This is a genomic window from Streptomyces sp. NPDC028907, assembly GCF_055564995.1.
Genome location: NZ_JBVHVE010000018.1, coordinates 77,269 through 99,793, shown reverse-complemented (window position 1 = coordinate 99,793; position 22,525 = coordinate 77,269). Strand labels below are relative to the sequence as shown.

Sequence of the window (22,525 nt, the reverse complement as noted above, 5' to 3'; positions counted from 1 at the left end):
AGCCAGTACCAGGGAAACTCTACCCTAACGTTAGAGTAGAGATCGGCGGCGGCCATGCGCGGCCGTGACGAGAGACGAGGAAGGCACCCCGCGTGAGCAGCGAGCACATGCAGATCGGCGAGGTCGCCGCACGGACCGAGCTGTCGCTGCGCACCATCCGGCACTACGAGGAGACCGGCCTCGTCATCCCCTCCGCCCGCTCCCAAGGCGGGTTCCGCCTCTACACCGAGGCCGACGTCGCCCGCCTGATGGTCATACGCCGCATGAAGCCCCTCGGCTTCACCCTCGACGAGATGCGTGCCCTGCTGGAGGCCACCGACCGCCTCGACTCGGGCGAGGAACTGCTGTCGGAGGAGCGCGAGGAACTCCTGGAGCGGATTCGCGGCTTCGAACAGGCCGCCCAGCAGCGGGTCGAGGACCTGCGCACCCAACTGTCCCGTGCTGAGGAGTTCGCGGCCACCCTGGCCGAGCGCCTCTCGCGGGCTCCCGCCCTCTGACGCGGTCCTGTTCCTGTCGCCTGCTGGACATCTCGTACACGACCGGGCTGGGCCCCCAGGCCGGTCCTGATACGACGCTGCGCGACCGTCTGCGTAGCGTCCAGAGGGGGTCGGCGGGCGCTGCACCTGGGCATGTGCGGAACCGGCAACGGTTCCCGCCACGGCAAGGATCTTGAAGCAACCCGTAACCCGGTGAACGGTCCGGGGTTGGTAGCGGTGGGGGGCCTGCTGTCTGTGTGCGGTCCCCTGTGCCCAGTTCCCCGGAGTTTCGAGTGGACGCTCGCGGGGCTTCGTATGTCGGGTCGGGCGAGGATGTGTGAGACCTGCTCGCCCCTGGACAGCGGGAGGACAGGGAGCCATGGCAGTGACCGAATCTGTGCGCGGGGAAACAACGGAGTCGGCGGGGGCGCACCCGGTGCACGAGGGGATTCTGCGGCGGCAGTCGGCGCGCGAATCGGCGGCACGCACGTACGCGCGTGCCCTGCCCATCGTGCCGGTGCGGGCGCGCGGACTGACCATCGAAGGGGCCGACGGCCGCCGCTACCTGGACTGTCTGTCCGGTGCCGGGACGCTGGCACTCGGACACAACCATCCCGTGGTCCTCGAGGCCATCCGCAAAGTCCTGGACTCGGGCGCACCACTGCACGTCCTGGACCTGGCGACCCCGGTCAAGGACGCCTTCATCACCGAGCTGTTCCATACCTTGCCGCCCGGCCTCTCCGACCACGCGCGCGTGCAGTTCTGCGGCCCGGCCGGCACCGACGCGGTGGAGGCCGCGTTCAAGCTTGTCCGGGCCGCCACCGGACGCAACGGGATCCTCGCCTTCAGTGGCGCCTATCACGGGATGACCGCCGGGGCGCTCGAAGCGTCCGGGGGCGCCTTCGACGTACGCGTCGCGCGCCTGCCCTACCCGCAGGACTACCGCTGCCCCTTCGGCGTCGGCGGCGAACGCGGTGCCGAACTCGCCGCCCGCTGGACCGAGTCCGTCCTCGAAGACCCGAAGTCGGGAGTGCCGCATCCCGCCGGGATGATCCTCGAACCCGTCCAAGGCGAGGGTGGTGTCATCCCCGCGCCGGACGGCTGGCTGCGGCGCATGCGGCAGATCACCGCCGACCGCTCCATCCCACTGATCGCCGACGAGGTCCAGACAGGAGTCGGGCGCACCGGTGCCTTCTGGGCCGTGGAGCACAGCGGCGTCACCCCCGACGTCATGGTCCTCTCCAAGGCCATCGGCGGCAGCCTGCCCCTGGCGGTCATCGTCTATCGCGACGAACTCGACGCCTGGCAACCCGGCGCGCATGCCGGAACGTTCCGGGGAAACCAGCTCGCCATGGCCGCCGGCACAGCGACCCTCGCCTACGTCCGCGAGAACCGGCTCGCCGAGCGGGCGGCCGAACTGGGCTCGCAGATGTTGCGCCAACTCCGTGCACTCGCCGGTGAGTTCACGTGCATCGGCGATGTGCGGGGGAGGGGGCTGATGATCGGGGTCGAGGTGGTGGAGCCAGCCGAATCGGTGCGCAATGCAGGGCCGCGGACGGCGAACAGGGCGGCGCTTGAGAGGGCGGGCGGCGAGCCGGGTCTCCTGGCTCCTCTGGGAGGGCACGGGCGCGCTCCCGGCCAGGCTGATCCTGGTGGTTCCGATGATCTGGGATGGCCTGGTGGGGGTGCGGCGAGCGGTCTCGTGGACGCCGCCCATGCCCGGACTACGGGCGGTCTCTCGGAGGACCTGGCACCAGCCGGCGGAGGAGCGCGGGCGGCGGCAGCGCAGGACCAGGATCGCCGCCCACGTCCAGCTGCGCCCGAACTCGCTGCCGCCATCCAGCGGGAGTGCCTTCGACGCGGCCTGATCGTCGAACTCGGCGGCCGCCACTCCAGCGTCGTACGGCTGCTTCCACCGCTGACCATCAGCGACGAGCAGGCCAGCGCAGTGCTGGACCGGCTGACCGACGCGGTGGACGCGGTGTCCCGCGATCAGGTCGGCCACGACGGGACCTATCAGCCGCACCGGGGCCACCGACAGCGCGGAGGGCGAACAGATCGGACAGGCCGGGCCGACTGGGCCGATCGCGCCGTGTAGCTGCGCAGCCGATGAGGGCGCGCCACTGCCTACCTCGACCTGTGCCGTCGTGCCGGCGTCAGTCGACCGACCCACGTCCGAGCGCCCCCTCACTCCCCTCCGAAACCTCATTGCCAACTGACACACCCCCTCCGAGCTCACCCTTTGGCCGCGGCCCCCTCGCGGCCACGCCCACCCTCACCACCAGCACGGCGGCCGCCGCCGCACAGCCGGAACCACCTCAAGTCGCCGTACAGCCGGACCCACTTCAAGAGGACCAGCCTTGACCACCACCCCCGCGACCGACGGCCGTACCGATACCCGCGCGCAGAGCTCGTCCGCTTGGCAGCCCTCCCAACAGGAGCCGGAGCCGACCGTGCCGGAACGGGGCCTCGCCGATCCCCAGGCGTCGGTACTCGCGCCGATGCAGGGAGGCGCGCCGGACGCGGAGTCGCTGCCCGAGTGCACCGCCGACTTCTTGGACCATCCCGACACCTTCTTGGACCATCCCGACCCCCACATGGCAGCCCAGGCCGCCGCAGTGGAGAACCTGCTCCGCTGCTGGGTACGCGAGACGAACGTCCCGGCGCCCGACAACGGGGCCCTCCGAATCCCCTTGCCGGCCACTGGTACCGCCCTGCTTGTCCCGGTCCGCTATTGGTCCCCGACCGGATGGCACCGTTTCGGCCTCCCACACCTCGCCGACGCCCCGTCCCAGTCCCCGCCGACCGACGCGGTCACCCTCGCCGCACTACTCAGCAGGGAGGCGCTCGGAGGTGGCACCCCGCCTGCTGGTGGCGCCGGCCCGCTGCCGAACTCCGACACCGCGACACCCTCGACTGCCTCCACACCGTCTGCTGGGGCCTCCCTCGCTTCCTTGTCCGTCCCATCTCCCGCCGCTGTATCCGTGAAGTCCGCCGAGTCTGCGACCCCTGCCGTACCTCCGCTCCCTGATGTGCCTCCGGCCTCCGAGTCTTCGGCCTCTCCAGAGCCCACAACCCTGCCCCACCCCGCGTTTTCCTCCGCCGCCACTGACCTCGTTGCCCGTGTCGCCGACTCCGTCCGGCGGACCGTCACGTTCATCAGCGAGCGCCGTGAACGCCTTGCCGACTGCCCAGACCGCTTCCTCGCGGCCGAGCAGGCACTTCTGCTCGGACACCCGCTGCACCCGACGCCGAAGAGCCGCGAGGGGCTGTCCGAAGGCGAAGCCGGGCGGTACTCACCCGAGTTGCGAGGCTCCTTCCCTCTGCACTGGCTGGCTGTCGCTCCCTCCGTGCTCGCCACTGACTCCGCTTGGACCGAACGGGGCCGTGCGGTCCCAGCCGCCCATCTCACGGCCCGACTCGCCGGCCCTGACTTGCCATTGCCCGACGGGTACGCGGCACTCCCTCTGCACCCTTGGCAGCACCGCGAGGTGCTACACCGCTCCGACACCGCGGCCCTGATCGAGGCCGGTGTGCTCCGGGACCTCGGCGCCCACGGTGCCCCGTGGCATCCCACCTCCTCCGTTCGAACCGTCCACCTGTCCGGCGCACCCGCCATGCTCAAACTGTCGCTGGGGCTGCGCATCACCAACTCCCGCCGTGAGAACCTCCGCAAGGAACTGCATCGCGGTGTCGAGGTCCACCGCCTCCTGCGTAGTGGTCTCTCGACTCAGTGGCAGATTGCGCACCCGGGGTTCGACATCGTTCGCGACCCGGCATGGATCGCCGTCGACGGGCCGGACGGCGCTGCTGTGCCTGGCATCGACGTGGTGATCCGGCACAACCCGTTCACGCCTTCCGATGACGTGTCCTGCGTAGCCGGACTCGTCTCGCCCCGCCCCTGTGCACGACCCGGCACCGCCTCCGGCCGACCGCGGTCGGGCAAGGAACTCCTCAGGTCCCGTCTGTCCGAGGTCGTCACGCATCTCGCCGCCCGGACAGGGCGCCCTCGCGGGGCCGTTGCTGCCGAGTGGTTCCTGCGCTACCTCGAACAGGTCGTCCGTCCGGTGCTGTGGCTGGATGCCGAGGCCGGGATCGCCCTGGAAGCACACCAGCAGAACACCCTGCTCCTGCTGGATGGCGACGGCTGGCCCGCAGGCGGCCGATACCGCGACAACCAGGGCTACTACTTCCGTGAGTCCCGGCGCACGGAACTCGACGCCCGGCTTCCCGGCCTTGGCGAGTGGAGCGACACCTTCGTCTCGGACGATGTCACCGACGAGCGCTTGGCGTACTACCTCGCGATCAACAACGTGTTCGGGCTCATCGGGGCGTTCGGTTCCCAGCGTCTCGCCGACGAGCAATTGCTGCTCGCGGCATTCCGTCGTTTCCTCGGCGACATCGCCTCCGGTCCCGCCCGCTTGAACACAGCACTGCCAGCACACCTGCTCGACTCACCCGTCCTGCGGTGCAAGGCGAATCTACTGACCCGAGTGCATGGCCTCGACGAACTCGTCGGCCCGGTCGACACCCAGTCCGTCTACGTCACCATCGCCAACCCCCTCCACACCTGACCCTCCCTGTCGCCCCCGTCATCCCTTCCTTGCGTCCTGGCTGCCGCCAACCCTCGCCCTCCCTCGTCACTCCCCCTTCGCTCGACTCCTGTGCTCCCGACACTGTCTCCGGCCTCCAGCAACCTCCTTTATCCCTGAGGAACACGCCCCACCCCGTCTCCTGAGAGGAGCGTCGCCGTGCCCCCCACCGACGCGAGTGCCGACGCCGATACCGCCCCCGTCACCGCCCCCGGAACCGCCACGAGCCCTGGGGATCGTGAGAGCCGTCGCGCCCTGGATGCCGGCGCGAGCGCGGACAGTGAGGACACGCTGGACGTGCCCCTGCCCGACGAGATCACAGCGCTCTTCGCGGAGGAGGCCGGTGGCGTCGGGGCAGGGAACCCGGGCGCTGCCTCAGCAACCGGGGGGACGTCCGCGCCTGCGCCCGACCTCGCAGCCAAGCCGGTACCCGATCCCGCGGACGCACCGGTACTCGATCCCGTAGGCGCACCCGCCTCCGACCTGCCCCTCGCCGACGATCTGCTCGATCACATCGCCGACTGGGGGCCGATCAGCACCCCCGCAGGGGTGCTTCACCTGGTCCCCGTGCGGATCGACCGAGACCTTCCGATCATCGACCGTTGGATGAACGATCCCGCCGTAGCAGCGTTCTGGGGACTCGCCGGGCCCCAGAACGCGACCGAGGAGCACCTGGGGGCGCATCTCTCAGGTGACGGACGCAGCGTCCCGTGCCTGGGATTGTTGGAAGGCACGCCGATGAGCTACTGGGAGATCTATCGAGCAGACCTCGATCCGTTGGCTCGGCACTATCCGGCTCGGCCCCATGACACCGGTGTCCATCTCCTCATCGGAGCCGTCGGTGACCGTGGGCGAGGACTTGGTGGAACCCTCTTGCGAGCAGTCGCCGACCTTGCATTCGACAAGCGCCCCACTTGCGCTCGCATCGTCGCCGAACCCGACATTCGCAACACTCCTTCCGTCGCCGCTTTCCTGAGCGCCGGCTTCCGGTTCTCCGCCGAGGTCGACCTGCCCGCCAAGCGGGCCGCCCTCATGGTCAGAGACCGAAGTCTGCGCCACCTGCTGTGACGCCACGTCACAGCGTCATCACTTTTGGTACACCGCTCACGGCGATCCGGTTCCCACTCCCGACGAACCGGTTTCAGGCAGACTCGAGCCCGGACCGCGACCGAATTCGCCTCGCCACACCCTGCCGACCGCGACGTGTCCGAATCGCCCCGCCACACCCCGCCGACCCGGCCACTTCCGAACCACCTGGATCGCGGACGTGCAGCCTCTAGCCCCGGCCGAACCGATCCCACCTCACCCGATCCCGCACCGACCCCACTCCGTACCGCCCGGAACCGAAGCCGCCCCGCCCCGAACCGAACCCGCACCGACCCGACTCCGCACCCGTCCCGAACCGAACCCGCACCGACCCGACTCCGCACCGTCCCGAACCGAACCCGCACCGACCCGAACCAAACCGGTCCCCACCCGAGGAATCCCAGGTCTTGATCCCGCCGCTCGTCCCCACCGTGGGCGCCCCTTTGTCAGTGCCGGGCCGTAGGGTGGTCGCGCTATGACAAAGCCCTCACTCCCCGAACTCCTGCATGCTGCCGTCACTGCCGTCGGCGGTACCGAGCGCCCCGGCCAGGTGACCATGGCCGAATCCGTCGCGGAGGCGATCGACGGTGGGTCCCATCTGCTGGTCCAGGCCGGCACCGGCACCGGAAAGTCGCTGGGCTACCTCGTGCCCGCGCTTTCTCAGGGGGAGCGCGTCGTCGTGGCGACGGCCACCCTGGCGCTCCAGCGCCAGCTCGTGGAGCGCGACCTGCCGCGCACCGTCGATGCGCTGCACCCGCTGCTTCGCCGTCGCCCCGAGTTCGCGATGCTCAAGGGCAGGTCGAACTACCTGTGTCTGCACCGCCTCCACGAGGGCGTGCCGCAGGACGAGGAGGAGGGCCTCTTCGACCAGTTCGAGGCCGCCGCACCGACCAGCAAGCTGGGGCAGGACCTGCTGCGGCTGCGCGAGTGGTCGGACGAGACGGAGACGGGTGACCGGGACGACCTGACGCCCGGTGTGTCCGACCGGGCCTGGGCTCAGGTGTCGGTGTCGTCGCGCGAGTGCCTGGGCGCCTCGAAGTGTGCGTACGGCGCCGAATGCTTCGCCGAGATGGCCCGCGAGCGCGCCAAGCTCTCGGAGGTCGTCGTCACCAACCACGCTCTGCTCGCGATCGACGCGATCGAGGGCGCCCCCGTACTCCCCCAGCACGAGGTCCTGATCGTCGACGAGGCGCACGAGCTGGTCTCCCGGGTCACCGGAGTGGCCACCGGCGAACTCACGCCGGGCCAGGTCAACCGCGCCGTGCGCCGCGCGGCGAAGCTGGTCAACGAGAAGGCCGCCGATCAGCTCCAGACCGCCGCAGAGGGCTTCGAACGGCTGATGGAGCTTGCGCTGCCGGGCCGCCTGGAGGAGATCCCGGAAGACCTCGCCTACGCGCTCATGGCGCTGCGCGACGCCTGCCGTACGGTCATCTCCGCGATCGGGGCGACCCGCGACAAGTCGGTACAGGACGAGGACGCGGTCCGCAAACAGGCGCTGGCCTCGGTGGAGTCCGTGCACGACGTGGCGGAGCGCATCACGAACGGCTCCGAGTGGGATGTCGTCTGGTACGAGCGGCATGACCGTTTCGGGGCTTCACTGCGCGTGGCTCCCATGTCCGTGTCGGGCCTGTTGCGGGAGAAGCTCTTCGCGGATCGGTCCGTCGTCCTGACTTCCGCGACCTTGAAGCTCGGCGGCGACTTCAACGGCGTGGGCGCGTCTTTGGGACTCGCTCCCGAGGGCACCGAGGGCGATGACCTTCCGCAGTGGAAGGGAGTGGATGTCGGCTCACCCTTCGAGTACCGCAAGCAGGGCATTCTGTACGTCGCCAAGCACCTGTCGCGGCCCGCGCGGGACGGCGATCGGGCGGACATGCTCGACGAGCTGACCGAGCTCATCCAGGCGGCAGGCGGCCGCACGCTCGGTCTGTTCTCCTCGATGCGCGCCGCCCAGTTGGCCGCTGAGGAGCTTCGCTCCCGTATCCCCGAGTTCCCGATCCTTCTGCAGGGCGAGGAGACGCTCGGCGAACTGATCAAGAACTTCGCGGCCGATCCGAAGACCTGCCTCTTCGGCACGCTCTCCCTCTGGCAGGGCGTCGATGTCCCCGGCCCGAGCTGTCAGCTGGTCGTCATGGACAAGATCCCGTTCCCGCGCCCCGACGATCCTCTGATGAGCGCTCGCCAGAAGGCGGTGGAGGACGCCGGTGGCAACGGGTTCATGGCGGTCGCGGCCACGCATGCCGCGCTGCTCATGGCGCAGGGCGCCGGCCGCCTCGTACGGGCATCGGGAGACCGCGGCGTGGTCGCCGTACTGGACCAGCGGCTGGCCACAGCGCGGTACGGGAGCTATCTGAAGGCGTCGCTGCCCGACTTCTGGTACACGACGGACCGTAACCAGGTCCGAAAGTCGCTGGCCGCCATCGACGCGGCGGCGCAGAAGTCGGAAGCGGAACAGTGATCGCGGGTTAGCCTGTCGCGGCGCCGCGACAGGCTAACCCGCGATCTTGCATCCACCGACGTCGGGGTCGGCACCGCTCAGGATCTGGAGCAGCACGAGCCCCGCAACAGCACAGGGCCCCGGAACCGGCGCAGGGGTTCCGGGGCCCGGTCAGAGGGCGACGCCGTGCGCTTCGCCCGCCGCAGCGGTCACACACGCCGCAGCACTGCCACCACCTTGCCCAGGATGGTCGCGTCGTCACCGGGAATCGGCTCGTACGCGGCGTTGTGCGGGAGGAGCCAGACATGGCCGTCCTCGCGCTTGAAACGCTTGACCGTGGCCTCGCCGTCGAGCATGGCGGCCACGATGTCGCCGTTCTCGGCCACCGGCTGGCGCCGGACCGTGACCCAGTCGCCGTCGCAGATCGCGGCCTCGATCATCGAGTCACCCACGACCTTGAGGACGAACAGCTCGCCGTCACCGACCAGCTGTCGGGGGAGCGGGAAGACGTCCTCGACGGACTCCTCCGCGAGGATGGGGCCGCCGGCGGCGATGCGGCCGACCAGCGGAACGTACGATGCGGCGGGCTTGCCTGTGGTGTCCGTAGGCTGCACGGAGGCGGCCTGGTCGGAGCCACGCACCTCGTACGCACGCGGACGGTGTGGGTCACGGCGGAGGAAGCCCTTGCGCTCCAGTGCCATCAGCTGGTGTGCCACCGAGGACGTGCTGGACAGGCCGACCGCCTGGCCGATCTCCCGCATCGACGGCGGGTAGCCGCGTCGCTGCACGGAATCCCTGATGACCTCGATCACGCGGCGCTGGCGATCGGTGAGCCCTGAGCTGTCCGCCCGGATGCCGGGAGGTCGGCCCGGCAGGGAGCGCTTGTGCCCCTCGGGATTCATGGCTTCGTTCATCGCATGCACCGGCTCGAGTCGGCCCTGGGAGCGGTCCTGGGCAGTGATGGTGGCACTGTCTGCGGTGGTGGTCACGTCGGCCCCTCTCGATGGTCTCCCTGCTGCACAACGGTAGTTGCTTTCGAAAGGTTGCGCCAAACACACGTTCGAGTGAAAAATCGCGAATCACCTGACGTGATCGTGTGTCCGGGTGTATGGCTGGCGTGCGGTCCGGCGGGCAAAAGGGTTCATTGTTGTACCCTTCACCGCCGGGGTGACGACCTCGTGGGTTGTTGCCCCAGTCTGCCATCCGAGATCGGATCAGCCGGGAACCGACCCCCATCTGTGCGGGAGTCCCACGTCCCCTTCGTGCGGCGCTCACGGTATCTCCGTATGTGCCGGGGCGATACGCCCGTGCGCCAAAGCGTGCGGCGCGTCGGTGCGGACGTACGCCACCTGCCACGGCTCGTGCGACACGCGAGAAGCGTGTCGATGTATGAGCCAATCCCCACATCTAGTGGTTGGATTGCGGCAGCAGCCCAGAAGTTGTGGTCCCCCCGGTCTTCGACCGCTCGGAGATCGCCTATGCTTGGGGCTGCTTCGAGGGGCCCATGAGGTCCCGCGAGGCTATTGAGTCTGCTGTGAGGAGGGTTGGGAGTTATGCACTGCCCCTTCTGCAGGCACCCCGACAGCCGCGTCGTCGACAGTCGTACGACCGACGACGGCACGTCGATCCGTCGACGCCGCCAGTGTCCTGACTGCTCCCGCCGTTTCACGACGGTGGAGACATGCTCACTGATGGTGATCAAGCGGTCCGGAGTCACCGAGCCGTTCAGCCGCACCAAGGTCATCAACGGTGTGCGCAAGGCATGCCAGGGACGACCGGTCACCGAGGACGCGCTCGCCCAGCTCGGCCAACGGGTCGAGGAGGCGGTGCGAGCCACCGGAAGCGCCGAGCTGACCACCCACGACGTGGGACTGGCCATACTCGGCCCGTTGCAGGAGCTCGACCTCGTGGCCTTTCTGCGATTCGCCTCCGTCTACCGGGCGTTCGACTCGCTCGAGGACTTCGAGGCCGCGATCGCGGAACTCAGGGAGGCGACGGGACGCCCCGCCGCGGACGACGACGACCGCGAAGACGACGCCGGCGCAGTCACGGGGGGCCAGGAAGACGAGCGCGGGTCCGGAGGGACTGCACAGGTCCCCGTGCCCGCCAACGCCGCCGACTGAGGGCGGGCCGGATCCGGTCCTCGGACCGTCGGATCCGGCCGAGGGCGGCGACAGAAGACCTGCTGCGGGCGGCAATCGGACGGTGCCCGCAGCACCAGACAGAACATGTGCCACGGGGAACATCGGGGCACTTCAGGGCGTTTTAGCCCGTACAGGGAGGCGGCATGACAGAGACGGCGAGCGGTCCGGCACGGAGTTCCCGCGCCAAGGGCACCAAGGCGACCAAGGGACTGCGTATCGAGCGCATCCACACCACCCCCGGCGTACACCCGTACGACGAGGTGGCCTGGGAGCGCCGTGACGTCGTCATGACCAACTGGCGCGACGGCTCTGTGAACTTCGAGCAGCGCGGCGTCGAGTTCCCCGACTTCTGGTCGGTGAACGCGGTCAACATCGTCACCAGCAAGTACTTCCGCGGTGCCGTCGGCACCCCGCAGCGCGAGGTGAGCCTCAAGCAGCTCATCGACCGCATCGTGAAGACGTATCGGAAGGCAGGCGAGGACTACAAGTACTTCGCCTCGCCCGCCGACGCCGAGATCTTCGAGCACGAGCTGGCCTACGCCCTCCTGCACCAGATCTTCAGCTTCAACAGCCCTGTGTGGTTCAACGTCGGCACGCCCCAGCCGCAGCAGGTCTCGGCCTGCTTCATCCTGTCCGTCGACGACTCCATGGAGTCGATCCTCGACTGGTACAAGGAAGAGGGCATGATCTTCAAGGGCGGCTCCGGCGCCGGCCTGAACCTCTCCCGGATCCGTTCCTCCAAGGAACTGCTCTCCTCCGGTGGCAACGCCTCCGGTCCGGTCTCCTTCATGCGCGGTGCCGACGCCTCTGCAGGAACGATCAAGTCGGGTGGCGCCACGCGCCGCGCCGCCAAGATGGTCATCCTCGACGTCGACCACCCCGACATCGAGGACTTCATCGAGACCAAGGTCAAGGAAGAGGAGAAGATCCGCGCCCTGCGTGACGCGGGCTTCGACATGGACCTGGGCGGCGACGACATCACGTCCGTCCAGTACCAGAACGCCAACAACTCGGTCCGCGTGAACGACACGTTCATGAAGGCGGTCGAGGCCGGCGGCAAGTTCGGCCTGACCTCCCGTATGACCGGTGAGGTCATCGAAGAGGTCGACGCCAAGGCCCTGTTCCGCAAGATGGCCGAGGCCGCCTGGGCCTGCGCCGACCCCGGCATCCAGTACGACGACACCATCAACCACTGGCACACGTGCCCGGAGTCCGGCCGTATCAACGGCTCGAACCCGTGCAGCGAGTACATGCACCTGGACAACACGTCCTGCAACCTCGCCTCGCTGAACCTGATGAAGTTCCTTAAGGACGACGGCAAGGGCAACCAGTCCTTCGACGTCGAGCGCTTCGCGAAGGTCGTCGAGCTCGTCATCACCGCGATGGACATCTCCATCTGCTTCGCGGACTTCCCGACGCAGAAGATCGGTGAGAACACGCGCGCGTTCCGCCAGCTCGGCATCGGCTACGCCAACCTCGGCGCCCTGCTGATGGCGACGGGCCACGCGTACGACTCCGACGGTGGCCGCGCCCTCGCCGGCGCCATCACCTCCCTGATGACGGGCACCTCGTACAAGCGTTCCGCCGAACTCGCCGCGGTCGTCGGCGCGTACGACGGCTACGCCCGAAACGCCCAGCCGCACCTGCGTGTCATGAAGCAGCACGCCGACGCCAACACCGCGGCCGTCCGCATGGACGACCTGGACACGCCGATCTGGGCCGCCGCCACGGAGGCCTGGCAGGACGTGATCCGCCTCGGCGAGAAGAACGGATTCCGTAACTCCCAGGCGTCCGTCATCGCCCCGACCGGCACCATCGGTCTCGCGATGTCCTGCGACACCACCGGCCTTGAGCCCGACCTCGCGCTGGTCAAGTTCAAGAAGCTGGTCGGCGGCGGCTCGATGCAGATCGTCAACGGCACCGTCCCGCAGGCCCTGCGTCGCCTGGGCTACCAGGAGGAGCAGATCGAGGCGATCGTCGCCCACATCGCCGAGCACGGCAATGTCGTCGACGCCCCCGGCCTCAAGCACGAGCACTACGAGGTGTTCGACTGCGCCATGGGCGAACGCTCCATCTCCGCGATGGGCCACGTCCGCATGATGGCCGCGATCCAGCCTTGGATCTCCGGCGCCCTCTCCAAGACGGTCAACATGCCGGAGTCGGCGACCGTCGAGGAGGTCGAGGAGATCTACTTCGAGGCCTGGAAGCTGGGCGTCAAGGCGCTCGCCATCTACCGCGACAACTGCAAGGTCGGCCAGCCCCTCTCCGCCAAGACCAAGGAGAAGGAGAAGACCGAGATCACGGAGAAGGCCGAGGCCACCATCCGTGAGACGGTCGAGAAGGTGGTCGAGTACCGCCCGGTCCGCAAGCGCCTCCCGAAGGGCCGTCCCGGCATCACCACGTCCTTCACGGTCGGCGGAGCCGAGGGCTACATGACCGCCAACTCCTACCCGGACGACGGTCTCGGCGAGGTCTTCCTGAAGATGTCCAAGCAGGGCTCGACTCTCGCGGGCATGATGGACGCCTTCTCCATCGCGGTCTCCGTCGGCCTTCAGTACGGCGTGCCGCTGGAGACGTACGTCTCGAAGTTCACGAACATGCGCTTCGAGCCGGCCGGCATGACGGACGACCCGGACGTGCGGATGGCGCAGTCGATCGTCGACTACATCTTCCGTCGCCTGGCGCTGGACTTCCTGCCGTTCGAGACGCGCTCCGCCCTCGGCATCCACTCCGCGGAGGAGCGTCAGCGTCACCTGGAGACGGGCTCCTACGAGCCCAACGAGGACGAGGTCGACGTCGAGGGACTGGCCCAGTCGGCGCCGCGCGCCCAGGAGCTGAAGGCCGTCGCCACGCCGAAGGCCGAGGCCTCGGCCGCCAAGCCCGCTCCGCAGCAGGCCCACACCAGCGCCGAGCTGGTGGAGATGCAACTGGGCATCCAGGCCGACGCCCCGCTGTGCTTCTCCTGCGGCACCAAGATGCAGCGGGCCGGCTCCTGCTACATCTGCGAGGGTTGCGGCTCGACCAGCGGCTGCAGCTGACACCGGGCAGGGGCATGGCCCGGGCGTCGGGTAGCCGTTGATCCGACGAAGGCCCTGAAGAGGGGCGCCGACACATGGTCGGCGCCCCTCTTGGCCGTATGCCCGGCGAACCAGGAGTGTCTCAGGGCCGGCGAGCCTGTCCCATCGTCGCTGTGAACGTCTCCGGGTCGTCCTCGAAACCATGGATGCCCGGGTGGAAGTCCCAGGTGCTCGATCCGTCGCGGACGAACTCCGCGACCGTCGTCGCCGTCGCCCCGAGGACACCGCCGAAGTCGTCCTCGGCCATGACCGTGTAGCCCTCACGAATGCGCAGGGCCGGGTTGATGACGCTGACGAAGGTGCGCTTCGCGGGGTTCTGCTGGATCACGACTCCGACCATCACGCGCGCGTACCGGCTGTCGAGCCGGTCGAGCTCCACGGTGAGGACCTCGTCCCATCCGAAGCCCTTGCCGTCCTTGCTGTCCCGGTTGAGGTAGATGGTGCCGTCGGGAGAACGGCTGTCGAAATGCACTACGTATGCGGGATCGCCGTACGGATCGCTCGCCAGGTAGGTCGCGGCGACGAGGTCCAGGTCGGTGGGCGGCTGTCCCGCCGGACTCGGATCCCACTTGAGCGAGATCTCGACCTTCCGGATCCCCTTGTTGATGGCGTTCACCAGGCTCCCCTTCCCCGTTGCGCGTTTGTCTCAGCCCGAACTGCCCAGCAGACAAGGCCGGTTGTCCATCCTGCCACGCGCGCGGGAGGGTACGCCGGAGAGCACTCCCGCCGAGAGTGACCGACGCCACGCTCCGGGGCCTTACGATGGCGCGGTGCTGGTCAAGTGGATTCGCTGCACCGTGGTGGACCGCCGCGGCTTCGAGCGGGGGCAGCGAAAGTGGGCGGGGCTTCTGGGGGAGCCGGGATTTCGGGGGCAGGGTGGTGGCTGGAGTCGGGGGCGGCAGGGGGTGGCGCACATCTTCTCGTTCTGGGAGAGCCGTTCCTTCTACGACTCCTTCATGGCCCGCTCCCACGACAGACTGGCGACGGCGCAGTCGGGCACCTACAAGGACATGCAGGTCAGACTCTTCGACTACCGCTTCGACGTGAAAACCGGGTTCGAGCCGCGCTTCACCGACGCCGATCTCGTCCGGGTCGCCCACTGCCGTGTCCATGAAGAACGGGCCGAACACTTCACGCTCATGCAGGAGAAGGTCTGGAACCCGGCTATGGCCGGTTCCCCGGGGATGATCCGCGGGCTGTTCGGTGAGGCCCCGGGGCATGAGTTCCTGGTGCTGTCGATGTGGCGGTCGGCCGCGGAGCACGGTAAGTACCGGACGGAGCGCGTGGAGCGACTGGCGCTGCGAGCCCAGACCGAGGCGGACATCGCGGCCCTTACGGGTGACATCGTGGAGCTCGAACCGACCTGGACGGTTTGAATTCCGGACCCCCAGTGGTGGGCCTTGATGTGGCTGGTGGTGCAGGAAATGTGTGACCTACGCTGTATGGAGCCCGTACGAGTCTTCGATGGGGCGTGACCCGATCTAGGGTTTTGGCATGGCACGACCACGGCGCATCGTCCTTGTCCGGCACGGCGAGTCAACGGGCAATGTTGATGACACCGTCTACGAGCGTGAGCCCGACCATGCCCTGGCCCTGACCGCGCGGGGCCGGCTTCAGGCGGAGGAGACCGGGAAACGGCTGCGGGAGGTGTTCGGCCGGGAGCAGGTCAGCGTGTATGTCTCGCCTTATCGCCGTACGCACGAAACGCTGCGGGCCTTCCACCTGGACCAGGAGCTCATACGCGTGCGTGAAGAGCCCCGGCTGCGCGAGCAGGACTGGGGAAACTGGCAGGACCGCGACGACGTACGCCTCCAGAAGTCCTACCGGGACGCATACGGCCACTTCTTCTACCGCTTCGCCCAGGGCGAGTCCGGCGCCGACGTGTACGACCGGGTCGGCAACTTCCTGGAGAGTCTGTTCCGTAGCTTCGAGGCACCCGACCATCCGCCGAACGTGCTGCTGGTAACGCACGGACTCGCGATGCGGCTGTTCTGTATGCGCTGGTTCCACTGGACGGTCGCGGAATTCGAGTCGCTGTCGAACCCGGGGAACGCGGAGATGCGGATGCTCGTTCTCGGGGACGACGGCAAGTACACGCTTGACCGGCCGTTCGAACGCTGGCGAGATCCGGAACCCTACGGGATCACCGGATAGAGTGGCAGAGCGATGACCGCTGACTCCTCTCCTGAAGGGCGCCTGGACCGCGCCGTGGCCAGCCTGCGCGGACTCGCGGTGGGGGACGCGCTGGGCTCGCAGTTCTTCGTCCCTGTGAACTACCCCCTGCTGAAGCGCCGTGAGCTGCCCTCCGGGCCCTGGCAGTGGACGGACGACACGGAGATGGCCTGCTCCGTGGTCGCCGTTCTGGCCGCTCATCACCGCATCGACCAGGACGCCCTGGCCCGCTCCTTCGCGGAGCACCACGACTTCGACCGGGGCTACGGTCCTGCCGTCAACCGGCTGCTGCGCCTGGTCCGGGAGGGCGGGGACTGGCGCGAGCTGTCGGCCGCGCTCTTCAACGGGCAGGGCTCCTGGGGCAACGGCGCCGCGATGCGGATCGCGCCCCTCGGCGCCTGGTACGCGGACGACCCGGAGCAGGCGACCCACCAGGCCGAGATCTCCGCCTACCCTACGCATCAGCACCGTGAGGCAGTGGTCGGCGCCATGGCTGTCGCCGCTGCGGCCGCGCTGGCTGCGGCTCCAGGCGGTCCGCCCAGCCCTGAGTCGCTTCTCGACGATGTCATCGCCCTCGTGCCGAAGAGTGCGGTCGGAGCAGGTCTACGACGTGCCCGGGACATGCTCGACTACGACGACGCGGGCACTGTCGCCGCTGTCCTGGGCTGCGGACGCCGTACGACGGCCCACGACACCGTCCCTTTCGCGCTCTGGTCGGCGGCGCGGGCCCTCGGCCACTATGAGCGGGCTTTCTGGACGACCGCGCAGGTCGGCGGCGACGTGGACACCACGTGCGCCATCGTGGGCGGTGTGATCGGTGCAGGGAAGGCCGGGTCGGTGCCAGCCGAGTGGCTGGAGCGGACCGAGGCGTTCCCCGAGTGGCTGGCGCCTTTGGCGTAGCGGCCCGAACGCCGCTGCCGGCATAGATCCCCCGATAACTTTCTGTGCATGCCGGGAACTCTGTGTGACCGGCCTTCCGTTGTCATGGCAGCTGGTGTGCGGCCCCGCTCGGGTCGTACGCACATGACATACGAGAGGCGCTGGGGGTGGAGTCGTGGAGTTCGTGTCGGTGCTGGGTGCGCTGTTCGTCGCGGCCGCCGTCGCGTGGGGCAGCATTCGACTTTCCCGCGCGGGCGGGGCTCCTCTGCCGTCGGCCGCCATGAGGGTGGGGCGGATGGCCGGCTCGACGTCCTCGCGGGAGGTCCCCCGGACGCGATCCGGCCATCCGCGGCCCTTGGAGGGCCGGACTGAGTCAGCCGGCCATCGGACCCGCCGTCCCGGCAAGGGCGTCAAGATCACTCTTGCGAACCCGTATCACGAACCACGCGGTGGCCAGGGCGAGGACCGCCATCGCTGCGGCCGCCACGAAGCCCATCGAGATGCCCTGGGTGAGCACTTCGTGCCCCCAGGGTCCGGGCAGCTGTTGCGTCTTGGCGAACTCCGCCTTCTGTTCGGCCGATCCCTCCGCCATGAACTTCGGCAGCTGCTTCTCCGCCTCGTCCTTGCTGGCCGAGCCGAACACGGTCGTCAGGATGGACAGACCGAGCGAACCACCCACCTGCTGTGTGGCGTTGAGCAGCCCGGAAGCCGCGCCGGCCTCGTGCTGGGCGACACCGGACACCGCGGTGATCGTCAGCGTCACGAAGTTCAGGCCCATGCCGAAGCCGAACGCCAGCATCGGGCCGAGGACTCCGCCGACGTACGAGCTGTCGGCACTGAGGAGGGTCTGCCAGGCCAGCCCGATCGCCGTGAGGGCCGATCCCACGAGCATGAACGGCTTGGGGCCGAGCACCGGCAGGAAGCGCTGCGACAGTCCGGCACCGAGCGCGATCACGACCGTCACCGGAAGGAACGCGAGACCGGCCTCGATCGGGCTGTACTCCAGCACGTTCTGCACGAACAGCACGATGTAGAAGAACATGCCGAACATCGCAGCGGCCAGGCTGAGCATGATCACGTACGTGCCCGAGCGGTTTCGGTCGGCGAACATCCTGAGCGGTGTGATGGGCTCCCTGGCCCGCGACTCGATGAACGCGAAGGCCAGCAGCAGGACCACCGCGGCGCCGAAAGAGCCGATGGTCAGGCTGTCCCGCCACCCTTCGTCCGCGGCACGGATGAAGCCGTAGACCAGGGAGGCCATGCCGGTCGTCGAGGTCAGTGCGCCGGCGATGTCGAAGCGACCGGTGTGCCGCTCGGACTCACTGATGTACAGCGGCGTGAGCACGGCGATCACGATGCCTATCGGCACGTTGACGAAGAGCACCCACCGCCAGTCGAGCCATTCGGTGAGCATGCCGCCCGCGAGCAGACCGATGGCGCCACCGCCCGCGGACACGGCGGCGAAGACGCCGAACGCCCGGTTGCGTTCCGGCCCTTCGGGAAACGTCGTGGTGATGAGCGCCAGCGAGGTGGGCGAGGCGATGGCGCCTCCCACGCCCTGGAGTACGCGCGCGGCCAGCAACTGCCAGGGCTCCTGGGCGAGTCCGCCGAGCAGGGAGGCGAGCGTGAACAGCAGGATGCCGGACATGAAGACCCGGCGGCGCCCGAGGATGTCACCAGCGCGGCCACCGAGGAGCAGCAGACCGCCGAAGGTGAGTGTGTAGGCGCTGACGACCCAGGTGAGGTCGGTGGTGCTGAACTTGAGAGCGTCTTGAATGTGCGGGAGCGCGATGTTCACAATCGTCGCGTCGAGTACCACCATGAGTTGGCAGGCCGCGATGACGGTGAGCGCGATACCGGGATGCCCCTCCCGGCGGGCCGCACCTGGTTTCTGATCCTTGATCAACTGAGAGGTTGTCACTATGGGTCCCCCACAAATGCCTTAGTGAACGCTCGCGTTCACTGCCGCGTCAACCGTAGTGAGTCCCCAGTAGTGAACGCAAGCGTTCACTTAGGTTGTCGTTGTGCGGCCCGTCCCCCCCGTAGTGGCCGCGCGGTGTTCCCCTGTCCCCGAAATCCCCGCTTCCCTTGTTCGTTGGAGACGCTCAGATGGTTACCTCGCGCTGGACGGCCGCCCCCGCTCAGACGGCCTCTCTCCGCCGGCGTGGCGCTGTGCTCGAACGTGCGATCCTCGACGCCGCGCTGGAACAGCTCAGTACGGTCGGATGGAACGGCCTCACGATGGAGGGCGTCGCCGCCGGTGCTCAGACCGGGAAGGCCGCCGTCTATCGGCGTTGGCCGTCCAAGGAGGATCTGGTCGCCGATGCGTTGCGTGCCGGGCTGCCCCGGTTCGAGTCGGCTCCCGATCTGGGGAGCGTGCGCGAAGATCTGCTCGAGCTGTGTCGACAGACGCGTGAGGCGATGTTCTCGCGCCCCGGTTTCGCGCTGCGCTCGGTTATTCACGAATGCGACAGTATCCAGGCGGAGCGGTTTCATGGCGTGATCTTCGAGGGGGTCGTGGAGCCGACCATCGGATTGCTCCGGGAGGTCATCACCCGTGGCATTGCGCGGGGAGAGGTGCGGGCCGACGCGGCGAACGGCTATGTGTTCGACGCTATTCCGGCGATGATGATGTACCGATCGAAGATGTGCTCAAGCGAATGGAACGACCAGGATCTCGCGGAGATGATCGACCAGTTGATGCTTCCACTGCTACGCCCGACACGCGGCTGAAGCATCGCTCCGGCGTACCGGAGGTTGCTTCGCCGAACCGGGGTGTCGAAGCCTGCCCGGGTCGGCGTACGCTAAGGGCGCCATGCCGTACGAACCGCCTACTCACACCGTCGAGCGCTCCCTTCGAGCCACGACCGGAGCGAAGATCATTGCCGGTGTCGACGAGGTGGGGCGCGGCGCGTGGGCCGGTCCCGTCACCGTCTGCGCGGCGATCACCGGACTGCGTCGGCCCCCCGCGGGGCTCACCGACTCCAAGCTGCTCACGATCAAGCGGCGTACCGAGCTCGCCGACCTGCTGCGGACGTGGGTGACGTCGTACGCCCTTGGGCACGCCTCTCCGGAGGAGATCGACGACCTGGGGATGACGGCTTCGCTGCGGCTCGCCGCGGGGCGCGCCCTGGAAGCCCTGCCGGTCCGTCCCGACGCTGTGATTCTCGACGGGAAGCACGACTACCTGGGGGTCCCCTGGAAGGTCCGGACGGTGATCAAGGGTGACCGGTCGTGCGTGGCGGTCGCGGCGGCCTCGGTGATCGCCAAGGTGCAGCGCGACAAAATGATGGCCGAACTGGGTATCGACCATGCAGACTTCGGTTTTGCGGACAACGCCGGGTATCCGTCGCCCGTGCACAAGGCCGCACTGGCGGAGCGGGGGCCCACCCCGTACCACCGGTTGTCGTGGGCGTATCTTGATGCGCTGCCCCAGTGGCGGCATCTCAAGAAGGCCCGCACCTGGGTGGAAGGAAGCGTTCCGGAGATCGAGGGTCAGCTCGGCTTCGATTTCTGACGTTTCCGCTCGCATTTGTGTGCCACCCGCTCGCGCGAGTCGCACCAGCGTTTGATAAACATCAGCTCATGCCTCTCATTCCCGAGGAGCCTCAGATTCACGAGAGTGCCCAGGGTCCCCGCGCCACGCCGGCCAGCGGCCGTACCGCGCCGACCCCTCGCCCCGTACCCGGCCCCCGCCCCGCGGCTCCGTCGCGTCCCGGCCGACCCGGGCCCCCGCGGCCCGCTCCGCCGGTGCAACGTACGCCGCGCGACGTGGCCGTGACCAAGCCCGGACCGACCGGCCCGGCTGCCCCCGCCGCCTCCGCTCCGGCTGCGGCGCCCCCGCAGATCCAGCTGATCCCGGCTTCCCCCGAGGGTGCGCTCGACGCCGCCGAGGAAGCCGTCGACCTGCTCCTGGATTCGGGCCGTGCCCCCAGCGACGTGCTGGTGATCACGACTGGAGAACAGCACCCGTGGGCTGCCCACGAGCTGTCCTTCGGCGAAGCCTCCTACTGGGCGCAGCACGACGCGGGGGACGACGTCTTCTACGCCGACGCCGCGGTCGCGGGTCGTGCCGCGGTGCGCCCCGTGGTCGTGGTGGCGGTCAATGGCGGCCCCGACACCGCTGCTGCCACCGCCCTGCCTCTGGCCCTCGGCCGAGCCGGTGCCCTGCTGATCGTCTGTGGTGACCCGCAGCGGATCAACTCGGTGCTGGGCGCGGGCGTCTGAGGCGGATCCGACTCGTCCGCGGGGAGACTCCGCAGGACAGCGGGGGCAGGACGCCGTCACTTTTGGCGGCGTCTGCACAGTGGCGCCCTTGGCATGCGTGGACGAGCGGGGAGCTCGCTGTGCACAGGTTCAGCGAACCCCCATGAGCGTCCTGCCGACGGACAGCCGATGGACAGTCGTCGTCGGTCGTGCAGGCGCGAGGGTGCGGCCGACTGCCGGTCCGCGTGATGCCGTGAGGGCGGCTGGGCGGGAGTACCAGGGCCGTCGCCGTCTGGTTCGTGGTGTGAGCTGCACGGGCCTTGGCCTGCCGTTGCCCGGCCGGGGTCGGGCAACGGCGCTCACTCGCGTCGCGGCGTCCGCGGCTGCCGATGTCGTACGTTGCAGCGCGCTCCGTAGGTGGCGGGTCTTGTACGGCAGGCGTCGCGTCGCGTCTCTCACGGCAGCGTCGCGTCCCGCACAGCACGTCGTATCCCGTACGCCACGTCGTATCTCGTGCGACGGGGGCCAATCGCCTATGTCGTGCGGCTTGGCCGTGCTGCCAGGTGCAGTCGGTCGAGGAGCCCGGACCGGGCCCTCAGCGGGCTGCCGCGCGTCGCAGGACCTCCGAGGCGGCACCGCCGGTGCGGGGTATCGGGAGCGGTGACTCGGACGTGGCGAAGGGCTCTGGTGTCGAGTCGGTGTGGGGGCGGCGGCCGCCGCGGCCCTCACCGAGGACCTGCCAGCCGTCACGGGTCAGTGTGATGTACGCCCCGCACCGCAGCCCATGCAGGGTGCAGGCGTCACGCAGCCCCCACATCCACGCCCCGTCCTCCTCCGTCCAACGGGCGTCGCCCTCACGGCAGTAGAGCAGCACCGCGGTGCGCACCGGGGTGCGTCGCCGCAAATCGTGCGGGATGACGCGGCGCAGCTGGGCGAGCAGCGAGTTGCGGAACATCCAGCCGTCGGCCGGGGCCGGGCGGCTGGTGAACGAGGCGCTCGCCCGTAGTCGCTCGTCCGGGTCGAGTACGGCCACGATCGCCGTCGCCGGTTTGGGGCGGTGCCGGGAGTGCAGACCGCTGACGACCTCGCGGGGGTTGCGCAGCAGTGGGATGCCCGCGGCGGCCCACTCCGCGGGTTCGAGCATGCGGGCCAGAGGGTTGGCGGATGCGGCGGACAGGTCGGCTGACGTCGACATGGATGCCGCGGAGGACGGAGCGAATCCGAAGGTCACGGTCCTCCCTTCGGCTACGCGCCCACACTGCGGGCGAGATCGGAATCGGGGGAGCGCACACCGCAGCAGAGCCCTACCGGACCACGGACGAGCCGTGCGGGGAGCGGACTTCAATTCTTCCTGCCGAACCTGAATGCGGCAACGAGCAATTGGGGCCACCGACCGTTATCTGGTGGTGCGCGGGTTATATCCCTACCCAGTGCGTCACGGTGCGATGCATGGGGCGGC

Annotated in this window: 17 protein-coding genes; 13 read left to right on the top strand and 4 right to left on the bottom strand. The window is 68.8% G+C overall.

The genetic code is table 11. The features are described from left to right. Positions 1-92 precede the first annotated feature (92 nt). From ACZ4UU_RS38845 to ACZ4UU_RS38825, 5 genes are all read left to right on the top strand, one after another. The gene (locus ACZ4UU_RS38845) at positions 93-497 is read left to right on the top strand and encodes a MerR family transcriptional regulator (protein ID WP_471908135.1); all 405 of its coding nucleotides are present in this window, start codon (positions 93-95) and stop codon (positions 495-497) included. A 358-nt stretch (positions 498-855) separates the two neighbouring features. Further along, the gene (locus tag ACZ4UU_RS38840) at positions 856-2,574 is read left to right on the top strand and encodes a diaminobutyrate--2-oxoglutarate transaminase family protein (protein WP_471908134.1); all 1,719 of its coding nucleotides are present in this window, start codon (positions 856-858) and stop codon (positions 2,572-2,574) included. Positions 2,575-2,836: 262 nt separating this feature from the next. Then, positions 2,837-5,050, top strand: a complete 2,214-nt coding sequence (locus tag ACZ4UU_RS38835) for an IucA/IucC family protein (RefSeq protein ID WP_471908133.1) — start codon at positions 2,837-2,839, stop codon at positions 5,048-5,050. Positions 5,051-5,227: 177 nt separating this feature from the next. Beyond that, positions 5,228-6,136: a GNAT family N-acetyltransferase gene (locus tag ACZ4UU_RS38830; RefSeq protein ID WP_471908132.1), complete on the top strand. Its 909-nt coding sequence runs from the start codon at positions 5,228-5,230 to the stop codon at positions 6,134-6,136. Between the two features lie 493 nt (positions 6,137-6,629). Then, entirely contained in the window at positions 6,630-8,609 is a 1,980-nt protein-coding gene (locus ACZ4UU_RS38825) for an ATP-dependent DNA helicase (RefSeq protein ID WP_471908131.1), read from the top strand. A 188-nt stretch (positions 8,610-8,797) separates the two neighbouring features. Here ACZ4UU_RS38825 and lexA read toward each other — a convergent pair whose 3' ends face one another. Further along, on the bottom strand, positions 8,798-9,577 hold the full coding sequence (gene lexA, locus ACZ4UU_RS38820) for a transcriptional repressor LexA (protein WP_471908130.1): 780 nt from the start codon (positions 9,575-9,577) through the stop codon (positions 8,798-8,800). 564 nt (positions 9,578-10,141) lie between these two features. Here lexA and nrdR point away from each other — a divergent pair. Together nrdR and ACZ4UU_RS38810 are read left to right on the top strand one after the other, a co-directional pair. Then, on the top strand, positions 10,142-10,711 hold the full coding sequence (nrdR, locus tag ACZ4UU_RS38815; protein ID WP_471908129.1) for a transcriptional regulator NrdR: 570 nt from the start codon (positions 10,142-10,144) through the stop codon (positions 10,709-10,711). Between the two features lie 164 nt (positions 10,712-10,875). After that, on the top strand, positions 10,876-13,770 hold the full coding sequence (locus tag ACZ4UU_RS38810; protein ID WP_471908128.1) for a vitamin B12-dependent ribonucleotide reductase: 2,895 nt from the start codon (positions 10,876-10,878) through the stop codon (positions 13,768-13,770). A gap of 121 nt (positions 13,771-13,891) precedes the next feature. Here the strand turns inward: ACZ4UU_RS38810 and ACZ4UU_RS38805 are convergent, their stop codons facing one another. Continuing rightward, positions 13,892-14,425, bottom strand: a complete 534-nt coding sequence (locus ACZ4UU_RS38805) for a TerD family protein (protein WP_471908127.1) — start codon at positions 14,423-14,425, stop codon at positions 13,892-13,894. A 154-nt stretch (positions 14,426-14,579) separates the two neighbouring features. Here ACZ4UU_RS38805 and ACZ4UU_RS38800 point away from each other — a divergent pair, with 154 nt between their 5' ends. From ACZ4UU_RS38800 to ACZ4UU_RS38790, 3 genes are all read left to right on the top strand, one after another. Next, entirely contained in the window at positions 14,580-15,185 is a 606-nt protein-coding gene (locus ACZ4UU_RS38800) for a YdbC family protein (protein ID WP_471908126.1), read from the top strand. A 118-nt stretch (positions 15,186-15,303) separates the two neighbouring features. Next, positions 15,304-15,963, top strand: coding sequence for a histidine phosphatase family protein (locus tag ACZ4UU_RS38795; protein WP_471908125.1), 660 nt, complete (start codon positions 15,304-15,306; stop codon positions 15,961-15,963). Between the two features lie 12 nt (positions 15,964-15,975). After that, positions 15,976-16,881, top strand: a complete 906-nt coding sequence (locus ACZ4UU_RS38790) for an ADP-ribosylglycohydrolase family protein (RefSeq protein ID WP_471908124.1) — start codon at positions 15,976-15,978, stop codon at positions 16,879-16,881. A gap of 352 nt (positions 16,882-17,233) precedes the next feature. Here the strand turns inward: ACZ4UU_RS38790 and ACZ4UU_RS38785 are convergent, their stop codons facing one another. Continuing rightward, positions 17,234-18,781: an MFS transporter gene (locus ACZ4UU_RS38785; protein ID WP_471908123.1), complete on the bottom strand. Its 1,548-nt coding sequence runs from the start codon at positions 18,779-18,781 to the stop codon at positions 17,234-17,236. 188 nt (positions 18,782-18,969) lie between these two features. On the opposite strand from ACZ4UU_RS38785, the gene ACZ4UU_RS38780 reads away from it, so the two are divergent. The 3 genes from ACZ4UU_RS38780 to ACZ4UU_RS38770 all read left to right on the top strand — a co-directional run bounded on the left by ACZ4UU_RS38780 (position 18,970) and on the right by ACZ4UU_RS38770 (position 21,087). Further along, positions 18,970-19,593 carry a TetR/AcrR family transcriptional regulator gene (locus tag ACZ4UU_RS38780; RefSeq protein WP_471908122.1) on the top strand — a complete coding sequence of 208 codons (624 nt, stop codon included), beginning with the start codon at positions 18,970-18,972 and terminating at the stop codon, positions 19,591-19,593. A gap of 82 nt (positions 19,594-19,675) precedes the next feature. After that, positions 19,676-20,377 carry a ribonuclease HII gene (locus tag ACZ4UU_RS38775; RefSeq protein WP_471908121.1) on the top strand — a complete coding sequence of 234 codons (702 nt, stop codon included), beginning with the start codon at positions 19,676-19,678 and terminating at the stop codon, positions 20,375-20,377. A 68-nt stretch (positions 20,378-20,445) separates the two neighbouring features. Then, the gene (locus ACZ4UU_RS38770; RefSeq protein ID WP_471908120.1) at positions 20,446-21,087 is read left to right on the top strand and encodes a hypothetical protein; all 642 of its coding nucleotides are present in this window, start codon (positions 20,446-20,448) and stop codon (positions 21,085-21,087) included. Between the two features lie 574 nt (positions 21,088-21,661). Here the strand turns inward: ACZ4UU_RS38770 and ACZ4UU_RS38765 are convergent. Continuing rightward, a complete protein-coding gene (locus tag ACZ4UU_RS38765; RefSeq protein ID WP_471908119.1) occupies positions 21,662-22,297 on the bottom strand; it encodes a hypothetical protein in 636 nt (211 codons plus the stop codon). Between the last annotated feature and the right edge of the window lie 228 nt (positions 22,298-22,525).